We start from the raw sequence: 14155 nt of genomic DNA, 5'->3' as shown, positions 1-14155 counted from the left end.
CCTTTAACCTCATTTCGCCTCCCGCTTGGGCATCCCACCCACCCTGCCTAATAGGATTAGTGGGGGCTTCTGTATGTTCTAGGTGTGTGGTTACGTCAATTTGTAAGTACTCTATATCCTTATTACAAATTGACGTAACGGACTCAGAAACCTTGCTCCGTGCGGCTTTTAGAAATTGCGCCCGGATGGGGTCTACAGTTAGATCGACCTTGAAAGTCTCCTGATTGGCCCCGCGCTGTCCGATCCGCCCAACCATGAGGATGCAGCCGGGTCGATCGTGCTTGTCCCGTTCAATCCCCAATTTTTTCAAGAGCTTGTGGCAGATCGAGATCGGGGTTTGGTCGTCCTTCACTTCCAGTCGGAGGTAATGGCGGATCTCGTTTGCAAATCGTAGGCAGAAATCTTTTACCCGCTGGCACCGTCGATCGTCATTGGTGTAGGGGTTCCCATCCAGCAGTTCCAGAACCCCAGACTGGGAAACCAGGAACGATCTAACGTGCCCTTTTGGTAGTTTGTGCCACGCTCTAACCTTGCCCTTGAAAATGGCCTCTACTGCGTTCCTGTCGAGTTCCTGGGATGCTTCCAAGCGTTCTGCACGGGCTTGCAGCAATACCCCGCGCTTCATGCTGCCCCGATCGTGGAAAACACCTCGGTAACAAATTTCGGCATCGTCAAAGTTAACGCCGGGAAACTGCTCAATCAGCAGCACTTTTTGGGCAACCAGCCGATCTGCCTCACTGGTTTCCAGTCCCTCCAGTGTTTTCCGTGCCCATGCTGGAGTGTGTTGTCCCGGTGCGACGGTGGCCGTTGCCAGTGCGATTGCATCTTCTCTCCAGATTTCTTCCTTAATCTGTTTCCACAGAGCGATCGTTTCATCGTCCTTGGCTAACTGATGCGACTGGCAATGATGCCCCGCTGCCGTCAGTTGTTGCCTGAGAGCAAGATGGGCGATCTGCTTCTGACAGCCTGCTACAGCCTTAGCCAGAGCGAGATACTGCGCTATAGCACCCTCGATCTTGGCTTGCAGTTCTGTTACTTCACCCTCTAGCAGACTCGATAAGCCGTAGATGTGCCCTAGGCCATGGATGGTTTTGCTTTGCCGATCGTGGATGGCGATCGGGTTGGATAGATACTCGTCTCCGTTGGACATGATGAAATCGGGCACAAACACAAACCGGGGCACAGCAGGTCGGAACCGTCCCAATAACTGTGAGTGGGTATCGGTTGCCAGCGCTGAGAAGTAACCCCAAACCTCTGAGAAATAAGCGTTCTCAACACTCACCCCACCTTGGATGCTGACCCCAGATTTTGCGCTAGGGGACAGGATAAGAATGTCAGGCTGGTTATCTTCCAGCCACCGATCTGGATCCTCAAAAAACTCGGTGAACTCTCCAGACTGATTAGTTTGCGAGTCAATCCGAACCACCGCTAGATGGGGGGCAACTTTGCATAGTGCCCGTTCCATCCGTCGCGCTTCAGTTTGGGAGCTGGTCACATACAAAAGTCTTTTTCCAGACTGGGCTACCCGCAGGAATTGCGCCCGGTAACTGCTGGGCTGACCGTGGAACAGCGAACAATCCCAAGGTTGCCCTTCCTTCCGGTGCCGAAACACTCGGACTGTTTCAATCCCAGAGACAGCCCGAACAAAATTAACCGCGCGATCGGGCAAGCCATCCTCAGACAACACGATCGCGCCATAATCTGCGCAATGTCGCGCCGCTGCTGTGAACTGCTCCATGATGTCAGCCCACCGCTGCCCCAAGGTGTTGCCCTCGGTCATGTGGCGAATGACTTGATTCGCCTCATCCAGAACCATCACAACGGGTTTCTCCCAGAACCAAGCCGGAATCCGGTGTAAGCTATCGGGACACATCACAATGCCCCCTGCATGACTTACCTGCGCCCATAGCGCTTGCTGGCTATTTTGTTCGGTGTCGTAGTCGTGAACGTGAGGTAGGCACCACGCTTGGGCTGTTTGTTGCCCTAGGGAGTTGAGGGGGCACAGTACCAGGGTCAGCCATTCCATAGACCGGACGTGCTCTACCCAATCGGATCCGATCCGAGTTGTCTTACCTGCGTTCATTGATGCAGACAGAACATGAATTGCCCCACCTTCCAGGGCTGGCAGTTCTGGGAGATATTCACCCGTGGTTTCTCGCTCGACTGGGAAGCTTAGCTTGTTATAGCGGGCAATCATGCTGGCTAGCATGTTTATCCGATCGTCACGCTTGAATATCTCCAGCCCTAGGGCATCGTCTACAACGACATCCAACCAAGTTTGGGCTTTATCCCCCAGCCCAAATAGGGCATCATCAATCCCTTTACCGTAGGTTTCGCCATCCCAGACCGCGATCGAAACTTGGCATTTCATCGCCTCCAGTGCTTTCCCTAGCTTGACGGCTTGCTGACGTACATTCCGAACGGTTCTGGGCTTGGAGTCTCGATCGAAGACAATCAGGAACTTTCTAGGCCCAAACTGCGCGATCGTGGGATGGGGTGTGGTTTCTCCCTTCCGGTGCCATTGGGTAATGCCCCGAATGGCGATCGCTGGGATGCCATGGGCAATCAAGGCCAGTGCTTTCTTAAGCCCTTCCGTCACTGCGATCTGACGACCAGAACGCTTAACCGACTGCCAGAATGTTTCCCCTTCAAGTGGGGTGATACCGTAGCGATCGAAAATCTTTTGAGCCGATTCACTGTCCACGAATGGCAAAATGGGCGATGCCTCAGACTTTGCGGGCGTTTCGTATTTGATGACCTTGACCTTTTTGGGCTGACCGAAGCCCTTAAATTCCTCAAATTGTCTGGGGGACTTTGGCTTAAAGTAGGCCACTGTGCCCGGTTGCCCGTCTAAGGTTGTTCCGTAGGCTACCCATCCGCCAGCCGCTGCGAATTCGTAGCGGTCTAGAATCCGCTTCGCTGGGGCCGTGATGTAACTGGTTACGTTCTGAACCTGCGCGATCGCTTCGCTGGTTAGTGCCTCGATCGCTTCATCGCCTTCAACCCATTGGACGTTAAGTAGGGTCAAGCGATCGGGAATAGCAGATTTCTGAAATTCCTTGAAGACGATGGATAAGCTCACAGCACACCCCCCAATCCCAATCTGGGAAGATGTACCAGGCGATCCACCCCATGCAGATACGGATCTGCTACAATCGACTCAGACCAGAGGGGTCTGGTCACTTCGGGAAAAATATTAGATACTAGCATTAACAAAACTATTTTGAGATTGCTTTGGGCGTTGCCCGAGGCGTCTTTTTTTTTTGAGCCTAGGGTATCCAAAGCGGTGGACGGATCAAGCAGCGGAACCAACGGACAAATCGCGTAAAAGCTTCTGTCTCATGTAGGCATGACGACTAATGCCTTTGGCCTTAGCCGCTTTATCGATTCGTTCCCGCTCTGAAGGCGTGAATCGGATCGAGAGACATGGTTCTTGAGGAGTTTTTCTTTTAGCCATCGCTCTTAGTAATACTCACTGCAAATAATATAGCGTGAATTTCTCCCACCGATCGCAACTGCTGAAAGGCTTATCCAGAGCCACATAGTAGCACTATGCACGCTTAGCGATGAAACCTAAGCACAATGCGATTTCCACATTAGTGTCAATAGTCTATTGACACTTAAAAGATTGCTAAATTTATTTTTGCTGGTCTTGGGAATTACTCTAGGTCAAGTTTGGAAAGCTTTCTAGTGTCAAGTTTGGTTAGGCGGCGATCCGATTAATCAAGGTGTTTACCGTGGCCGCTTGTGTGGAAACAAGCTTGGTGAGTTCCGCAATGTTGGCGGATTGCTGCTGGGCAACTGCCAGATGACCGTCTATCGCTGTTGTTTGCCGTTCCACTGCCGCCGCCATACGGTCAACCGATGAAGCCATCCGATCGACCGATGACGTTAGGTGGGATACCTGAACGGCCAAATCTTCTATCTTGCTGTTCAGCGTCTCGAAGCTGCGATCGTGAACCTCACGGTAGAGGTGAAGAGTCTCGGTTAGTCGTTTGAGTGCGTCATCACTTGCGGGCATGGCATTTTCCTTAATTCTGATTGTCGCTAGATGGGATCTCAATATCGTCAATGCTGATTTTGTTGGTCTTCTCATAGACGGCAAAGAAAGCATCTAGTGATCGCTCTAGCTGCTGGGTAGCGTTCAGGCGCTCACGATAGGCGACTTTCTGCAATTTCAGATACAGTGCATCCGAAATATTGAATGTGCGCCGTGTGGATCCGGGTTTCTTGCGAGACATAGTAGCCAGCATGGGTAGTCACCTCAAATTTACTCAAGTTTGCACCCATTGTACATCTATTCCCTTTCTTTCGTATGCCTATTAGTCATACGGTTAACTTATCGGTATAGGCGGATTCTATAAAATTACCGTATGTCTATTGTATTACTACCGTATGTCTGTTAGTCTTACAGTATCGAAAGCAAAACACCCCGGATAGACGGGGGCAGGACTGCTGGCTAGCAGCGGAGGGTTCAAGGCAAACCCGAGAAACTGCCACCTTAATGCAGCCTAGGACGGTGACAAGCCCGTGATAAATGCAGAGTCAAGGAACTACCCGGTACGACAATGACACAAATCATCATTGAACACCCCAAAACCCGCGAGGGCGAAACGCTGGAACTACCCGGTTTACTTGGGTTTGCGGAATTGCGTAAATGGCTACGTCAACACCCAACTTACAAAACTTGGACATTCATTGAATCGCGAGTGATATAGACATGCTCAAAGCGGAACAGGAACGATTGATGGCCTTGCAATTGCTGAAAGGCTCTCTAGAAGAGGCTGTAGGGTGCCTACAGCGAATCGAATCGGGGTATGTTTCTCCAACTACCCCAACGATTCTTTTAAAGGATGAACTGGGGCGCTTCTCTGAAGCCATCGAAGGCTTGGAATTCGTGCTTCCCAAGTTGGATCCAGCCACCTTTGCCAAGGTTTTCGAGGAAGAGCGCCAGCGCCGATATGTTCGGAAGCGGTCACGGCGATTGTATATGAAACGCTGAAACACTTACGGAGCAAGCATCATGGACGATTTAATCACGCTAGAAGAGATTTGCAATCTGCCATTCGATAGCCCAGAAGCCGAGGCTGAATTTGAAGCATTTCTGGATGAAATGGCGGAATTGGCCGCCAACCTTTCAGAGGATGAGCTGCCCGCAGAATAAGCCCCTAAAGCCCTCCCAGCGAGGGCTTCATCATTTGCACATTGAGGAAAACTATGACCGAACTTGATGCATTGATTGAAACACTTGCCCGATCGTATTACCGGAACTTGAAGAGTGTTGTCCAGAGTAGCGACATGTCTGTTAACGCCCTGGCTCTAAAACAGGCTCTCCTGTGGCTTGATGCAGAAAGCATGGGCATAGACATCACCCCGTACCTTGCTGAAATTTCAGCGCAATTCCTAGAGGCAACGCCACCCAAGACAGACAGCAACGCAGCCCATTATCGAATGACCCGCAAGGCTTACGAACTGTTTTCCGAGGGTTGCGACATCCTTCGAGCGATCGGGCTATCTGCAAATTAATCGATTGGCTCTATCAACCAATCCCAACCACTAACGGCTGATAGAGCCAATCCAGAGAAAACACGCTCAAACATTTACACACCAAGACTTTGGAGTCATTTTTATGCAAGTTCAGACTCAAAATCAAACTGTTACCGCTGGCTCTATCAACCAATTCCAACCATTTGGGGCTGACATTGGCAATGGTGCTATCAAGTTGGTTTCCGCAAACGGTGAAACACGGACAGAGAGCTATATTTACTACCTGTCAGAACGCGCCTCAAATCCTGGGAAGGGCTATGTAGAGTACATCGAGGGCGATCGAGGGGACTTGGTTGGGAAGCAATGGGTAGGGGGAATCAACGCTTATTACTTCGCTCCCACATCCATCTATCGAGTCACAGACAGCAAGGAAGGCAAGGTAGAGCTAGGGTTGCAAGTCTTGCTTTCTGCCCTGTCTGAGTTACCTTACCGCCCGACCTGGGACATTGCCCTAGCGGTCAGCGTCCATGACGGCAAGACCCTTGGGAAGCTCTTGCGCAATGCCCTAGAGGGTGTTCACGGTGTTCGACTTGCAGGGAAAGCCAGTCGGGTTAACATCCGAGTCGTGGGAGTTTTGGAGGAAGGGAGCGGCGCGATCGTGCACTATGCCAAGACGATCGACACGACAAACGCCATCCTCTACGACCTTGGAAACGGGACATTGATTGTCTCTCACTTCTCAGGATTGCAACTGACGAACCGCACCTACAGCCAAAACGGAGGCGTAGAGCGTCTGATTGATGAAGTGGCAAAGCATGACACGGTACGGCAGGAGCTTCTGAAAGAAGGGCAACGGCACTTAATTCGCAAGGGTATCGAGTCAGGGGGTTTCACCTACGGCACCCAGAAAACCGGGTGGACTTTTGAGACTGCCTACCGCGCAGAATTGCCAATCTGGGTTAGGGATGTGCTGACTCCCATGGTCAGACCTACAGAAGCCCATTTCGATGCTGCTACTGCCTTAATCGCGGTAGGCGGAGGCGCTTGCCTTCCAGGGATTGACAAACTACTGGCTAAGAAAAATATCCGAGTCTTAGCCGATCCTCAATGGGCGAATGCTCGGGGGCTGTACCAGTACGCTACCCGCAAGCTAACCCAGGAGCGGATCGGGGGATAGAGATGAGAGCAACGATCGAACCGCATAACCACGACACGATCGCCGCAATCATGGAGCAACTTGGAACGAGTAACCCTAGTGTCGCTGTTAACTTTGTCATCCACTGCTACAGAGTAGGGACAACGGTTCAGAAGCCACTAGGGGAACCCAAACCACAACCCGTCTCCATGCCTGCGATCGATGACTTTGACGACATCCCAGATTGGGGATAAGCCATGGAACGAACAACCTACCGCCTACAGATCGGATCAGCCCAAATTGATATTCCCGGCTGCTATTGGCTACGCGATGCAGTGCAAATGCTGCACTCCATGGGAATCAACCATAAGCCTACCGGGGCTTGGTTCCTGGCTCAGGATGGGCAATGGTACCGCGTGGCTGATATGGCATTGAGGGGCATCTACCGGAACACTTACTGAGGAAAAACACCATGAAACGCTTCTCTGTCTTGGCACTTTTAGCAGTGCCTTTTTTATTGTCTGCGCTACCCGCCACGGGCAAAACCACGCCACCCAAGGAACTGTGCGATCGACGGGGTGGCAGGTGGGATACGGCTGAGCAGCAATGCATCTTGCCTTACAAGCCAAGCCCTAATCCACCGCCCGTGAGCACCAAGGGCACGGGAACGCGCTACGAAGTCAATCCCAAATTCAAGGGGGATAAATGGACGGTGAAACGCTAGAACTCTTTCCCAACGCGCAATACAGCGATATACCGGGGTACCACATATCACTCCGATCGACGCGGACGAAAGACCCACGGAAACGCCAAAGGCTTGCCCGAACCGACCAAAGCACGGCAAGCCTTAACCCCAACTACAACAGTAATTAGGAGCATTCGAATTATGTCACAGACAACAACCACGCAACCCCTGACCTACTTTGCCGATTCTCCCGAGATTCGCAAGGTGTGCGAGATTTACGGCGATCGCTTAGGGGTGCTGAGCGGCATTGAAAAACATCAACTTGTGATGGTGCTAGCGGGAACCCTTGCCCATTGGCGATGGTTAGCTGAGCAAGACACCGATGATGAGGATGACGAGTTTGCAGAGCTTTTCGAGCAAGACGATTCAGGCAATACCATCTGCGGATGGGCCGCTGAAAACATCTGCGACAGCATCCTAGGGGATGTGATGGATGTAGCCTTCCTTTTGGAGTCTTGCCAGCCCGAGAAGATTGCCGCCATCCTGCCTGCCATTGCCCAATACGCAGCGGAGGACGACCGATGAATCACACCGGGAAACGTTTCTCCCTGGGACTGCTGGGAGCCATTGCGATCGGCTCTACCTTAGCCGCCATCTACCCGCGCGTGTATGCCTGGAACGTGGCGGCTAGTAGCGCCGTAATTGCCTCCCAGCGGGCCGCTAACTGCCGGGTTTTGATTGGCAATTTACAGCCCAATTCCATCCCCCTAGACCAAAAGGGCAAGCCATTGCCGCCCGGTACACATGTTTGCGATTGGCAAGGATTGACGGGCCAAATCACCGCCGGGAATGCGATCGGATATGTGAAGCAGGGTGACTCTAAAGCGATCGCAGAAATTCTGAAATCACGCGGCTTTAAGCAGCCCTAAGCCCGGTCAGGGTGCATCTATTCCTATTCACTTCACTTGAGGAATTCAACAATGCCTTACAAAACTAGAGCTACGAAGCGCCGCCCCGAACCCACCAAGCGCAACCCAGGGACAGAAGCCACGGGAACCACTCCAGAGCAAGAATCACCCCGCCGCAAACGACAGGAAAACTTCTGGGACAAGTTGGACGCTAACCACGACGGCACGATCGACCTCGATGATCTGCTTTGCTGGGTTCGATCGGTGTGGCAATGGTTCATCTCCCACCGATTCGGAATGCTGGTTTACCTCGGACTGACCATCATTGCAGGCGGGATAAACGTCTGGGCGTGGCGGGCACCATTGGCGGGATTAGGCCCGTTGACTTTGGTTGGTGCGTTTCTGGTTTGGGGATGCTTTCAGTACACCGAGCTTGCCCCCAAGTTGGATGACCTGAACCTTAAAGCCAGCCTAGAATCCTTGATTCGCAGGCAGCGCAAGCCCCTAGAAGTACCCATCATCAACGAAGCCCTTTACAGCGATGCATTGCGGTATCAGAAGCGTTACCGCGATCGGGAAAAGAAAGCCGATCTATGGGCAGAAATCCGCCGCTGGATTGCTTATATCGCTGAAGGCTGCATCTTAATCGCAGGCGGCGAGCTCCTGACCGCGATGGGTGTGAGCTGGGGCGGTGTGGCGATGGCAATCATGGGGATGGTGGGTGTTGAGTGGGGCGTTAGTGGCTTCTGCGATTCCGCCGAAAAAGTCTTGGACAAAGAGGAACGGGATTACATGCAATCCATCCTCAAGCAGCATTCCCGGCAAACCGTGACGGCATCCACACCGGAAAACAACTAGACGAAAAATCATTGAAACCCTTAGCGGGGCTGGATTTCCAGCCCTTTCTTTTTGCATATATGAGCTACTTCACCCCTGAACCCGATCGAACCATCACGAGCGCTTGGATAGACCAGGGCTTCGACATCAACGCCCATGAGATTAAGGGCGCGATCGACTACGAAAAAGATGCTGAATCACTGGACAAAAATATCGGATTTGCCGCCGTCGCAGGCGGGGCAAGCCTGATTGCCGTGTCCCTAACCCTGACCGGGCTTACCCCATTCCTAATCCCATCGTTGGCCCTAGCCGCGTGGGGCGGGCTGACCGGATACAACAGCGCGATCAATGCCCGCCGCCGTGAACTTGAGGAAGATTTCTTAACTGAGTTCCCCGCCATTCTCGAAATGGTTGCAGGGAAACTTGCCCAGGGGGAACCCGATAGCAAGGTAGCCGCCGCTTTTGATGCCGCCTTCCGGTATTACAGGAAGGGGAATGATGAGGCGATCGCGGGAATGCTCCAAGGAAATCAATCACCCCAACTTCCACCGCCCCAAGACCAGGTGCAAGACCAGGACGCACCCACACAGCAGGAACCCACAAGCCTTCCCCAGAGCGCATCCCAGCAGGCGGCAAAGCCAAGTTACGCCCAAACTGGGGATGATGTTGCCCGATCTCTGGCTGAAAAGCTGCAATCGACTTTGATCGTAGGGCAGCCTGGAGCCGGGAAAGGAATGCTGATCGCCATGGCTACCCGGGAAGTTAAACGCCTTCATCCCGATGTGCAAATTTGGGCCATAGATCCCAAGGCAGATCCACAAGAGGCTGGCTACTGGCAAGCCTGCGATCGGATGCTATCGATTCCCATTTCCCCATTCACCAAGTTTGAAGATATGGACTATATCTGCGATCGGATTGATGGATTCATTGCAGAATTCCAAGCTAGCAATAAGCCGAAGCTGCTGATTTTCGATGAAGCATTGGCCGCTAGGGAGAAAGCTCCAAAGTGGTTTAAGGGCTTGATGAGTGGGTTCAATGCGCTGTGCTCCATGGGTCGATCGCGCCGTCAGTATGGCTGGCTCGTATCGCAATCACCGAATACCGATGATTTCGGTATCTCAGGCGGAGTGAGGAACGTTTACCGCCGCATCCTGCTACTGAGTCAGGACAATCTGGGGCTGTTGGATAACGGCTCTACCTATTTTTCAGGTAAGCCTACCAGGATGTTGCTGGGGCAGTCCGGGCGCGTTTTCTTCGATAGCACCATTAACGGATGGGGAAGCGTACCGCGCTATGAAATCCCATCGTCACCCGTGGTACCCGTGAGCAATCCACAACCCGAGCCAGCCCCGATCGGGGAATCGCGCCGGGAAAACCTGGAACGGCTCTATCGGGAATCGCCAGCTATCCCAGATCAACCCCCGATCGAAGAGACCGCCGATCCGATGATCGATCTACTGGAATGCGAACCCGATCCGCAGATGAGGAAGGCTTTGCTAATCGCCTACAGATGGGCACGATCTCGCATGAGCGAAGGCAAAGACGTAACCCGTGAATCGTTCTTGAATCGAGCAAAAAATGAACGCAAGTGCGACTACCTTAGGGAGAACCGTAACGAGGTTTGGGATATGCTAGACGGGCTTATTTTTTAATAAGAATTGCCCCTCAGACCCCCGGTAACGTAACGGGTAGCGTAACGGGTAACAGACCCCCAGTAACGCCCGGTAACAACGAAGTAACGCCGTTACAGCGTTACGTTACCCCCGTTACTGGTAACGTTACCCCCGCGTTACCGAGGGGCGTTACTGGGCGTTACTGGAAATTTCCCGGCGCTACAAATCCACCAATTACTGATAGGAACTAATCCCCGATCGGGCATTCCGATCGGGGATTTTTTGTGTCTATCTACAAACGTTTAGGGATAGAGATTTCTATCTCATCTCCCAGCATTCAGCACCTGCATTGCTGTTAGGTTCAGGGCTGGAAATGTGGGAGAGACGATCCGAGTATTGCCCTCAAATGTTTGGAACTGGTAAGCATCGTCCATCAGCGTCCCGACCAATACAACAGCCCGATATGGATCCACAATCCAATATTCGGGAATGCCTCGCGCAGCATACTCGATCGGCTTCTCTACATAGTCCCGATCGTGGTTGTCTGCCCCTGGAGAAACAATCTCCACTACAAGTTGGGGTACGGGAACCTCATAGGTGATTAGGTCACTTTTCAACGCGCCTAACTCCTCATCTGCTGAGGGAGAGAGAATCACAAAGTCAGGCTGTCTAGCACTTGCTTTTGGGGATGAGACAGCAATCTGAAGACCGATACAGAGTAGGTCAGATTCAATTCCCAACCTGAGGAAGGATGCAAATAAAAATGAGGCGATTCGGTGATTGAGGCGACTTTCTGGTGGCATTGCAACTAAGACCCCATCAACCAACTCATAGCGGGTATCAGTCCCGTCGTCATAGGTCAGATACTCCTCCAACGTCAGTCTCTTTTTCGTTGCGATGGCCATGGGTGAGTTACCAGCGATCGACACCCTCAGTCTATCAAAGTCGGAAAAAGTGGCACAAACGGCTGAAAACCGCATTCTACCGTTGGTTAACTGCCTAATGTGCAATATACCCATAGTGCTACTATGTGCACCGGGTAAGGATTTCAGGATTTGGATTAGTCCAAGATTTTGGATTTGGACTAAATTGGGTCGGTTGGGGTTAACCAGGTTAACCGCGTAGACGGTTGCTGTGTGACAGTTTTTGAGTGAAAGGTCTTGCCAAAAATGAGATGATGGGTTAACCCAGTTAACCCGGTTAACCGCTTCATGCCATCACTCAAGCTAGCTGCCACAAAAATCCCAGAAGATTGGGATGAGAAACTGAATAGGTTAACCCAAGAAACCGGGTTAACCCGCGCTGAAATCCTGCGAAATGCGATCGGGCAATACCTTGGAATGCTAACGGATAACCCGGTTAACGATGCGTTAACCGTGACTGAGAAGTTGCAGGCATTGACCGATCGAGTGGATGCCCTAGAAGCAAAATTATCGGATAGGTTAACCACTGTTAACCGGGCTAGCCGTCCCAGCCGTTCCAAGGTCGCGCGGGACACTGACAAAGGGATGACGGTAGACCATCCCGAGCGTACCGGGGACACGCGGGACACTGAGCGGGCAAACTCAAGCCAATGCCCAAAATGCGGATCCACTGATACCGCAGAATGGGGCAAAGGGAAGTTACGGGGTGATGGCACCCGAGGGCAGAAAATTAAGTGCAATAGCTGCGGGAAATTCTCGATCGTGTCTTAGGGCGCACGGAGTGACAAAAGTCGTAGCTATTCCAGGGAGAGATAATAGAGATGTACTGATGTGGATCCAACTATGACTTTCTTTGATGAGTGGGAGAATCGTTCGCAGCTTTCTTTGCGGGAATGGGCAAAACGCCGCAAGCAATTCCTGCAAGATGGCGAGATTAAGGCAGATAGATTGGGAATGCGGCTAGATACTGCTACTACAGGCCATATTGTTCCCACGCTTTCAGGCGGCCTTACATTCCAGCGCGATCGCAACCGCCCGTTGCCCGGTACCAATGAGGCACCCATCAAGGCAATTGATGGGGTAGCTGCTGTGAAGCCAGCAGGCTTGAACCGCAATCGCCCATTGCCAGGGATGAGTGCCTAGGCATAAAAAAATGGGGCAATGATGCCCCATAACCCTGTCCTTATGCGTCAGTGGAATGCTATGCCCCGATCGCTGCGCGATTGCTCCATCCGGGGTGAAAATGCTGCTCAAATATTGAGTAGATTTGGCCCGTGGCCATTGCTAGCGGATTCATCTTGCTAGCGGCAGGAATATTTGCCTTGCGGATCAGCACACACTGATATTCGAGCGCCGCCCGCACATCAGCCCGATTCTCAGTGACGAGATTTTGCTGAATCAGAGCAGAATCGTAGGTGCCCCGCACAAATCGAAGCGCATCATTCAGCGAGTAGCTCAGAGTGGATGCTTCATCCCCAGTGCTGGGCACCACTTCGATCGATCCAGCCGTGAGAAGGCACTGTGTGTGAGGATTGGTGGAGATGGTATCCCAATCGAACTGGGAAACGATATTGAAGCCTGGGAGAAGCTGCAATAAATCACCGCTGGGCAGGAAGTACTCGTCAATGTTGAGGCGATTAATTTTCGTTGGGTCGTAGAAAATGGTCGGCATAGTTTTTTGTCGTAGTGGATCCGTTACGATTCCTCTATTTTATCGTGGGTGGATCAGCAGCATGAAGACGCTGCGAAGTAGCACCAAATTACCGGGAATTCACCATTATTTTCCCGTAAGAGTAAGTGCCACTAATCGAGAGTTTTGACATGAAAGTTACGGGGATATTTGCTGGTTTAGGTCTTGGGTTGGGTCTTGGGTTAGCAGTGTTCGGGTCAGCATCGCCAGTCAGGGCTAGTGAGCCCGTGACAAAAGCTGAGAAGGAAGGTATGGAAGTTGCCGCTATGTTCTGGGCTGACAAATACGGGCAACAAATGGAACCTTATGAATCCGAGGGAGTTTTGGGTGCTGCTCGAAGATACTGCTCATTCAGGAACACAGGGGCATCTCTTGAAACTTGGCACAAGACGGTACTGCGCAGTATCACAAAGGTCGCTGCTGGCGATCAAGACAAGACGAATTACGCGATTAAACTGTATGGTTTAGGAACATAGATCGGAAAGAATTATCTATGCCCGGAAGGGGAACCCAACCCCTATTAACGTCTTGGTGCTAGGGTTCCGCCTTAACCACCCTGACCACCAAGATATAAAACGCCATATATAAAAGTTTTGAGCTTTTACAAAATTCCTTTAGTACAAAAGCCCTAGGCTCTTACAAAGCGCTTTGGTACAAAGGATGGGCGCAAAACTACAATATGTTACGTGTTTGTAGTATGCAGTTGCTAGAGTCTTGGCAAAGGTGATGGCGGGCTGATATTCGAGCGGCCTTAAGCTCCGACTGAGACAACCTTTAACCTCATTTCGCCTCCCGCTTGGGCATCCCACCCACCCTGCCTAATAGGATTAGTGGGGGCTTCTGTATGTTCTAGGTGTGTGGTTACGTCAATTTGTAA

General features: G+C 51.8%; 21 protein-coding genes. 15 read left to right on the top strand and 6 right to left on the bottom strand.

Annotated features, from left to right (window positions below; all coding sequences use genetic code 11):
* The 4 genes from ACN4EG_RS25260 to ACN4EG_RS25245 all read right to left on the bottom strand — a co-directional run.
* Positions 1-3082 (bottom strand): DUF3854 domain-containing protein (locus tag ACN4EG_RS25260; protein ID WP_431633057.1); only part of this gene is annotated, 3082 nt, incomplete at its 3' end.
* Positions 3083-3295: 213 nt separating this feature from the next.
* Positions 3296-3457 (bottom strand): plasmid mobilization protein, encoded by a 162-nt coding sequence (locus ACN4EG_RS25255; RefSeq protein ID WP_431633056.1) that lies wholly within the window; start codon positions 3455-3457, stop codon positions 3296-3298.
* A 246-nt stretch (positions 3458-3703) separates the two neighbouring features.
* Positions 3704-4021 (bottom strand): hypothetical protein, encoded by a 318-nt coding sequence (locus tag ACN4EG_RS25250; protein ID WP_431633055.1) that lies wholly within the window; start codon positions 4019-4021, stop codon positions 3704-3706.
* A gap of 10 nt (positions 4022-4031) precedes the next feature.
* The gene (locus tag ACN4EG_RS25245; RefSeq protein WP_431633054.1) at positions 4032-4253 is read right to left on the bottom strand and encodes a hypothetical protein; all 222 of its coding nucleotides are present in this window, start codon (positions 4251-4253) and stop codon (positions 4032-4034) included.
* A 315-nt stretch (positions 4254-4568) separates the two neighbouring features.
* Between ACN4EG_RS25245 and ACN4EG_RS25240 the strand changes: the two genes are divergently transcribed.
* The 12 genes from ACN4EG_RS25240 (at position 4569) to ACN4EG_RS25185 (ending at position 10704) form a co-directional block, all read left to right on the top strand.
* A complete protein-coding gene (locus ACN4EG_RS25240; RefSeq protein WP_431633053.1) occupies positions 4569-4718 on the top strand; it encodes a hypothetical protein in 150 nt (49 codons plus the stop codon).
* Positions 4719-4720: 2 nt separating this feature from the next.
* On the top strand, positions 4721-5002 hold the full coding sequence (locus ACN4EG_RS25235) for a hypothetical protein (protein WP_431633052.1): 282 nt from the start codon (positions 4721-4723) through the stop codon (positions 5000-5002).
* 21 nt (positions 5003-5023) lie between these two features.
* Positions 5024-5164: a hypothetical protein gene (locus ACN4EG_RS25230; RefSeq protein ID WP_431633051.1), complete on the top strand. Its 141-nt coding sequence runs from the start codon at positions 5024-5026 to the stop codon at positions 5162-5164.
* Between the two features lie 53 nt (positions 5165-5217).
* Positions 5218-5526 (top strand): hypothetical protein, encoded by a 309-nt coding sequence (locus tag ACN4EG_RS25225; protein WP_431633050.1) that lies wholly within the window; start codon positions 5218-5220, stop codon positions 5524-5526.
* A gap of 103 nt (positions 5527-5629) precedes the next feature.
* Positions 5630-6664 carry a ParM/StbA family protein gene (locus ACN4EG_RS25220; RefSeq protein ID WP_431633049.1) on the top strand — a complete coding sequence of 345 codons (1035 nt, stop codon included), beginning with the start codon at positions 5630-5632 and terminating at the stop codon, positions 6662-6664.
* Between the two features lie 2 nt (positions 6665-6666).
* Entirely contained in the window at positions 6667-6876 is a 210-nt protein-coding gene (locus ACN4EG_RS25215) for a hypothetical protein (protein ID WP_431633048.1), read from the top strand.
* Positions 6877-6879: 3 nt separating this feature from the next.
* Entirely contained in the window at positions 6880-7083 is a 204-nt protein-coding gene (locus tag ACN4EG_RS25210; RefSeq protein WP_431633047.1) for a hypothetical protein, read from the top strand.
* A gap of 11 nt (positions 7084-7094) precedes the next feature.
* Positions 7095-7346 (top strand): hypothetical protein, encoded by a 252-nt coding sequence (locus tag ACN4EG_RS25205; protein ID WP_431633046.1) that lies wholly within the window; start codon positions 7095-7097, stop codon positions 7344-7346.
* A gap of 162 nt (positions 7347-7508) precedes the next feature.
* The gene (locus ACN4EG_RS25200) at positions 7509-7892 is read left to right on the top strand and encodes a hypothetical protein (protein ID WP_431633045.1); all 384 of its coding nucleotides are present in this window, start codon (positions 7509-7511) and stop codon (positions 7890-7892) included.
* Positions 7889-8236: a hypothetical protein gene (locus ACN4EG_RS25195; RefSeq protein ID WP_431633044.1), complete on the top strand. Its 348-nt coding sequence runs from the start codon at positions 7889-7891 to the stop codon at positions 8234-8236. The genes ACN4EG_RS25200 and ACN4EG_RS25195 overlap by 4 nt, the downstream gene beginning before the upstream one ends.
* 51 nt (positions 8237-8287) lie before the next feature.
* Positions 8288-9073, top strand: coding sequence for an EF-hand domain-containing protein (locus ACN4EG_RS25190; protein WP_431633043.1), 786 nt, complete (start codon positions 8288-8290; stop codon positions 9071-9073).
* A gap of 59 nt (positions 9074-9132) precedes the next feature.
* Positions 9133-10704: a hypothetical protein gene (locus tag ACN4EG_RS25185; protein WP_431633042.1), complete on the top strand. Its 1572-nt coding sequence runs from the start codon at positions 9133-9135 to the stop codon at positions 10702-10704.
* Positions 10705-10988: 284 nt separating this feature from the next.
* Here ACN4EG_RS25185 and ACN4EG_RS25180 read toward each other — a convergent pair whose 3' ends face one another.
* Positions 10989-11570 carry a Uma2 family endonuclease gene (locus ACN4EG_RS25180; protein WP_431633041.1) on the bottom strand — a complete coding sequence of 194 codons (582 nt, stop codon included), beginning with the start codon at positions 11568-11570 and terminating at the stop codon, positions 10989-10991.
* A gap of 306 nt (positions 11571-11876) precedes the next feature.
* Between ACN4EG_RS25180 and ACN4EG_RS25175 the strand changes: the two genes are divergently transcribed.
* Together ACN4EG_RS25175 and ACN4EG_RS25170 are read left to right on the top strand one after the other, a co-directional pair.
* Entirely contained in the window at positions 11877-12359 is a 483-nt protein-coding gene (locus ACN4EG_RS25175; RefSeq protein ID WP_431633040.1) for a ribbon-helix-helix protein, CopG family, read from the top strand.
* A gap of 72 nt (positions 12360-12431) precedes the next feature.
* Positions 12432-12731 carry a hypothetical protein gene (locus tag ACN4EG_RS25170; protein ID WP_431633039.1) on the top strand — a complete coding sequence of 100 codons (300 nt, stop codon included), beginning with the start codon at positions 12432-12434 and terminating at the stop codon, positions 12729-12731.
* 58 nt (positions 12732-12789) lie between these two features.
* Here the strand turns inward: ACN4EG_RS25170 and ACN4EG_RS25165 are convergent, their stop codons facing one another.
* Positions 12790-13260, bottom strand: coding sequence for a hypothetical protein (locus ACN4EG_RS25165; RefSeq protein ID WP_431633038.1), 471 nt, complete (start codon positions 13258-13260; stop codon positions 12790-12792).
* 149 nt (positions 13261-13409) lie between these two features.
* On the opposite strand from ACN4EG_RS25165, the gene ACN4EG_RS25160 reads away from it, so the two are divergent.
* The gene (locus ACN4EG_RS25160) at positions 13410-13754 is read left to right on the top strand and encodes a hypothetical protein (protein ID WP_431633037.1); all 345 of its coding nucleotides are present in this window, start codon (positions 13410-13412) and stop codon (positions 13752-13754) included.
* Positions 13755-14155 lie beyond the last annotated feature (401 nt).

The sequence above is a fragment of the Alkalinema pantanalense CENA528 genome (genome assembly GCF_050753345.1).
GTDB classification, from domain to species: domain Bacteria; phylum Cyanobacteriota; class Cyanobacteriia; order Leptolyngbyales; family Leptolyngbyaceae; genus Alkalinema; species Alkalinema pantanalense.
The sequence above is the reverse complement of the archived record's forward strand: the minus strand, read 5'-3'. Positions and strand labels throughout refer to the sequence as shown.

What these genes read in the sequence shown, in the direction of transcription:
- ACN4EG_RS25230 (WP_431633051.1), top strand. Translation starts at nt 5,024, where the DNA reads ATGGACGATTTAATCACGCTAGAAGAGATTTGCAATCTGCCATTCGAT.
- ACN4EG_RS25195 (WP_431633044.1), top strand. Translation starts at nt 7,889, where the DNA reads ATGAATCACACCGGGAAACGTTTCTCCCTGGGACTGCTGGGAGCCATT.
- ACN4EG_RS25220 (WP_431633049.1), top strand. Translation starts at nt 5,630, where the DNA reads ATGCAAGTTCAGACTCAAAATCAAACTGTTACCGCTGGCTCTATCAAC.
- ACN4EG_RS25205 (WP_431633046.1), top strand. Translation starts at nt 7,095, where the DNA reads ATGAAACGCTTCTCTGTCTTGGCACTTTTAGCAGTGCCTTTTTTATTG.
- ACN4EG_RS25170 (WP_431633039.1), top strand. Translation starts at nt 12,432, where the DNA reads ATGACTTTCTTTGATGAGTGGGAGAATCGTTCGCAGCTTTCTTTGCGG.
- ACN4EG_RS25235 (WP_431633052.1), top strand. Translation starts at nt 4,721, where the DNA reads ATGCTCAAAGCGGAACAGGAACGATTGATGGCCTTGCAATTGCTGAAA.
- ACN4EG_RS25160 (WP_431633037.1), top strand. Translation starts at nt 13,410, where the DNA reads ATGAAAGTTACGGGGATATTTGCTGGTTTAGGTCTTGGGTTGGGTCTT.
- ACN4EG_RS25190 (WP_431633043.1), top strand. Translation starts at nt 8,288, where the DNA reads ATGCCTTACAAAACTAGAGCTACGAAGCGCCGCCCCGAACCCACCAAG.
- ACN4EG_RS25175 (WP_431633040.1), top strand. Translation starts at nt 11,877, where the DNA reads ATGCCATCACTCAAGCTAGCTGCCACAAAAATCCCAGAAGATTGGGAT.
- ACN4EG_RS25250 (WP_431633055.1), bottom strand. Translation starts at nt 4,021, where the DNA reads ATGCCCGCAAGTGATGACGCACTCAAACGACTAACCGAGACTCTTCAC.
- ACN4EG_RS25200 (WP_431633045.1), top strand. Translation starts at nt 7,509, where the DNA reads ATGTCACAGACAACAACCACGCAACCCCTGACCTACTTTGCCGATTCT.
- ACN4EG_RS25180 (WP_431633041.1), bottom strand. Translation starts at nt 11,570, where the DNA reads ATGGCCATCGCAACGAAAAAGAGACTGACGTTGGAGGAGTATCTGACC.
- ACN4EG_RS25215 (WP_431633048.1), top strand. Translation starts at nt 6,667, where the DNA reads ATGAGAGCAACGATCGAACCGCATAACCACGACACGATCGCCGCAATC.
- ACN4EG_RS25255 (WP_431633056.1), bottom strand. Translation starts at nt 3,457, where the DNA reads ATGGCTAAAAGAAAAACTCCTCAAGAACCATGTCTCTCGATCCGATTC.
- ACN4EG_RS25165 (WP_431633038.1), bottom strand. Translation starts at nt 13,260, where the DNA reads ATGCCGACCATTTTCTACGACCCAACGAAAATTAATCGCCTCAACATT.
- ACN4EG_RS25225 (WP_431633050.1), top strand. Translation starts at nt 5,218, where the DNA reads ATGACCGAACTTGATGCATTGATTGAAACACTTGCCCGATCGTATTAC.
- ACN4EG_RS25185 (WP_431633042.1), top strand. Translation starts at nt 9,133, where the DNA reads ATGAGCTACTTCACCCCTGAACCCGATCGAACCATCACGAGCGCTTGG.
- ACN4EG_RS25210 (WP_431633047.1), top strand. Translation starts at nt 6,880, where the DNA reads ATGGAACGAACAACCTACCGCCTACAGATCGGATCAGCCCAAATTGAT.
- ACN4EG_RS25240 (WP_431633053.1), top strand. Translation starts at nt 4,569, where the DNA reads ATGACACAAATCATCATTGAACACCCCAAAACCCGCGAGGGCGAAACG.
- ACN4EG_RS25245 (WP_431633054.1), bottom strand. Translation starts at nt 4,253, where the DNA reads ATGCTGGCTACTATGTCTCGCAAGAAACCCGGATCCACACGGCGCACA.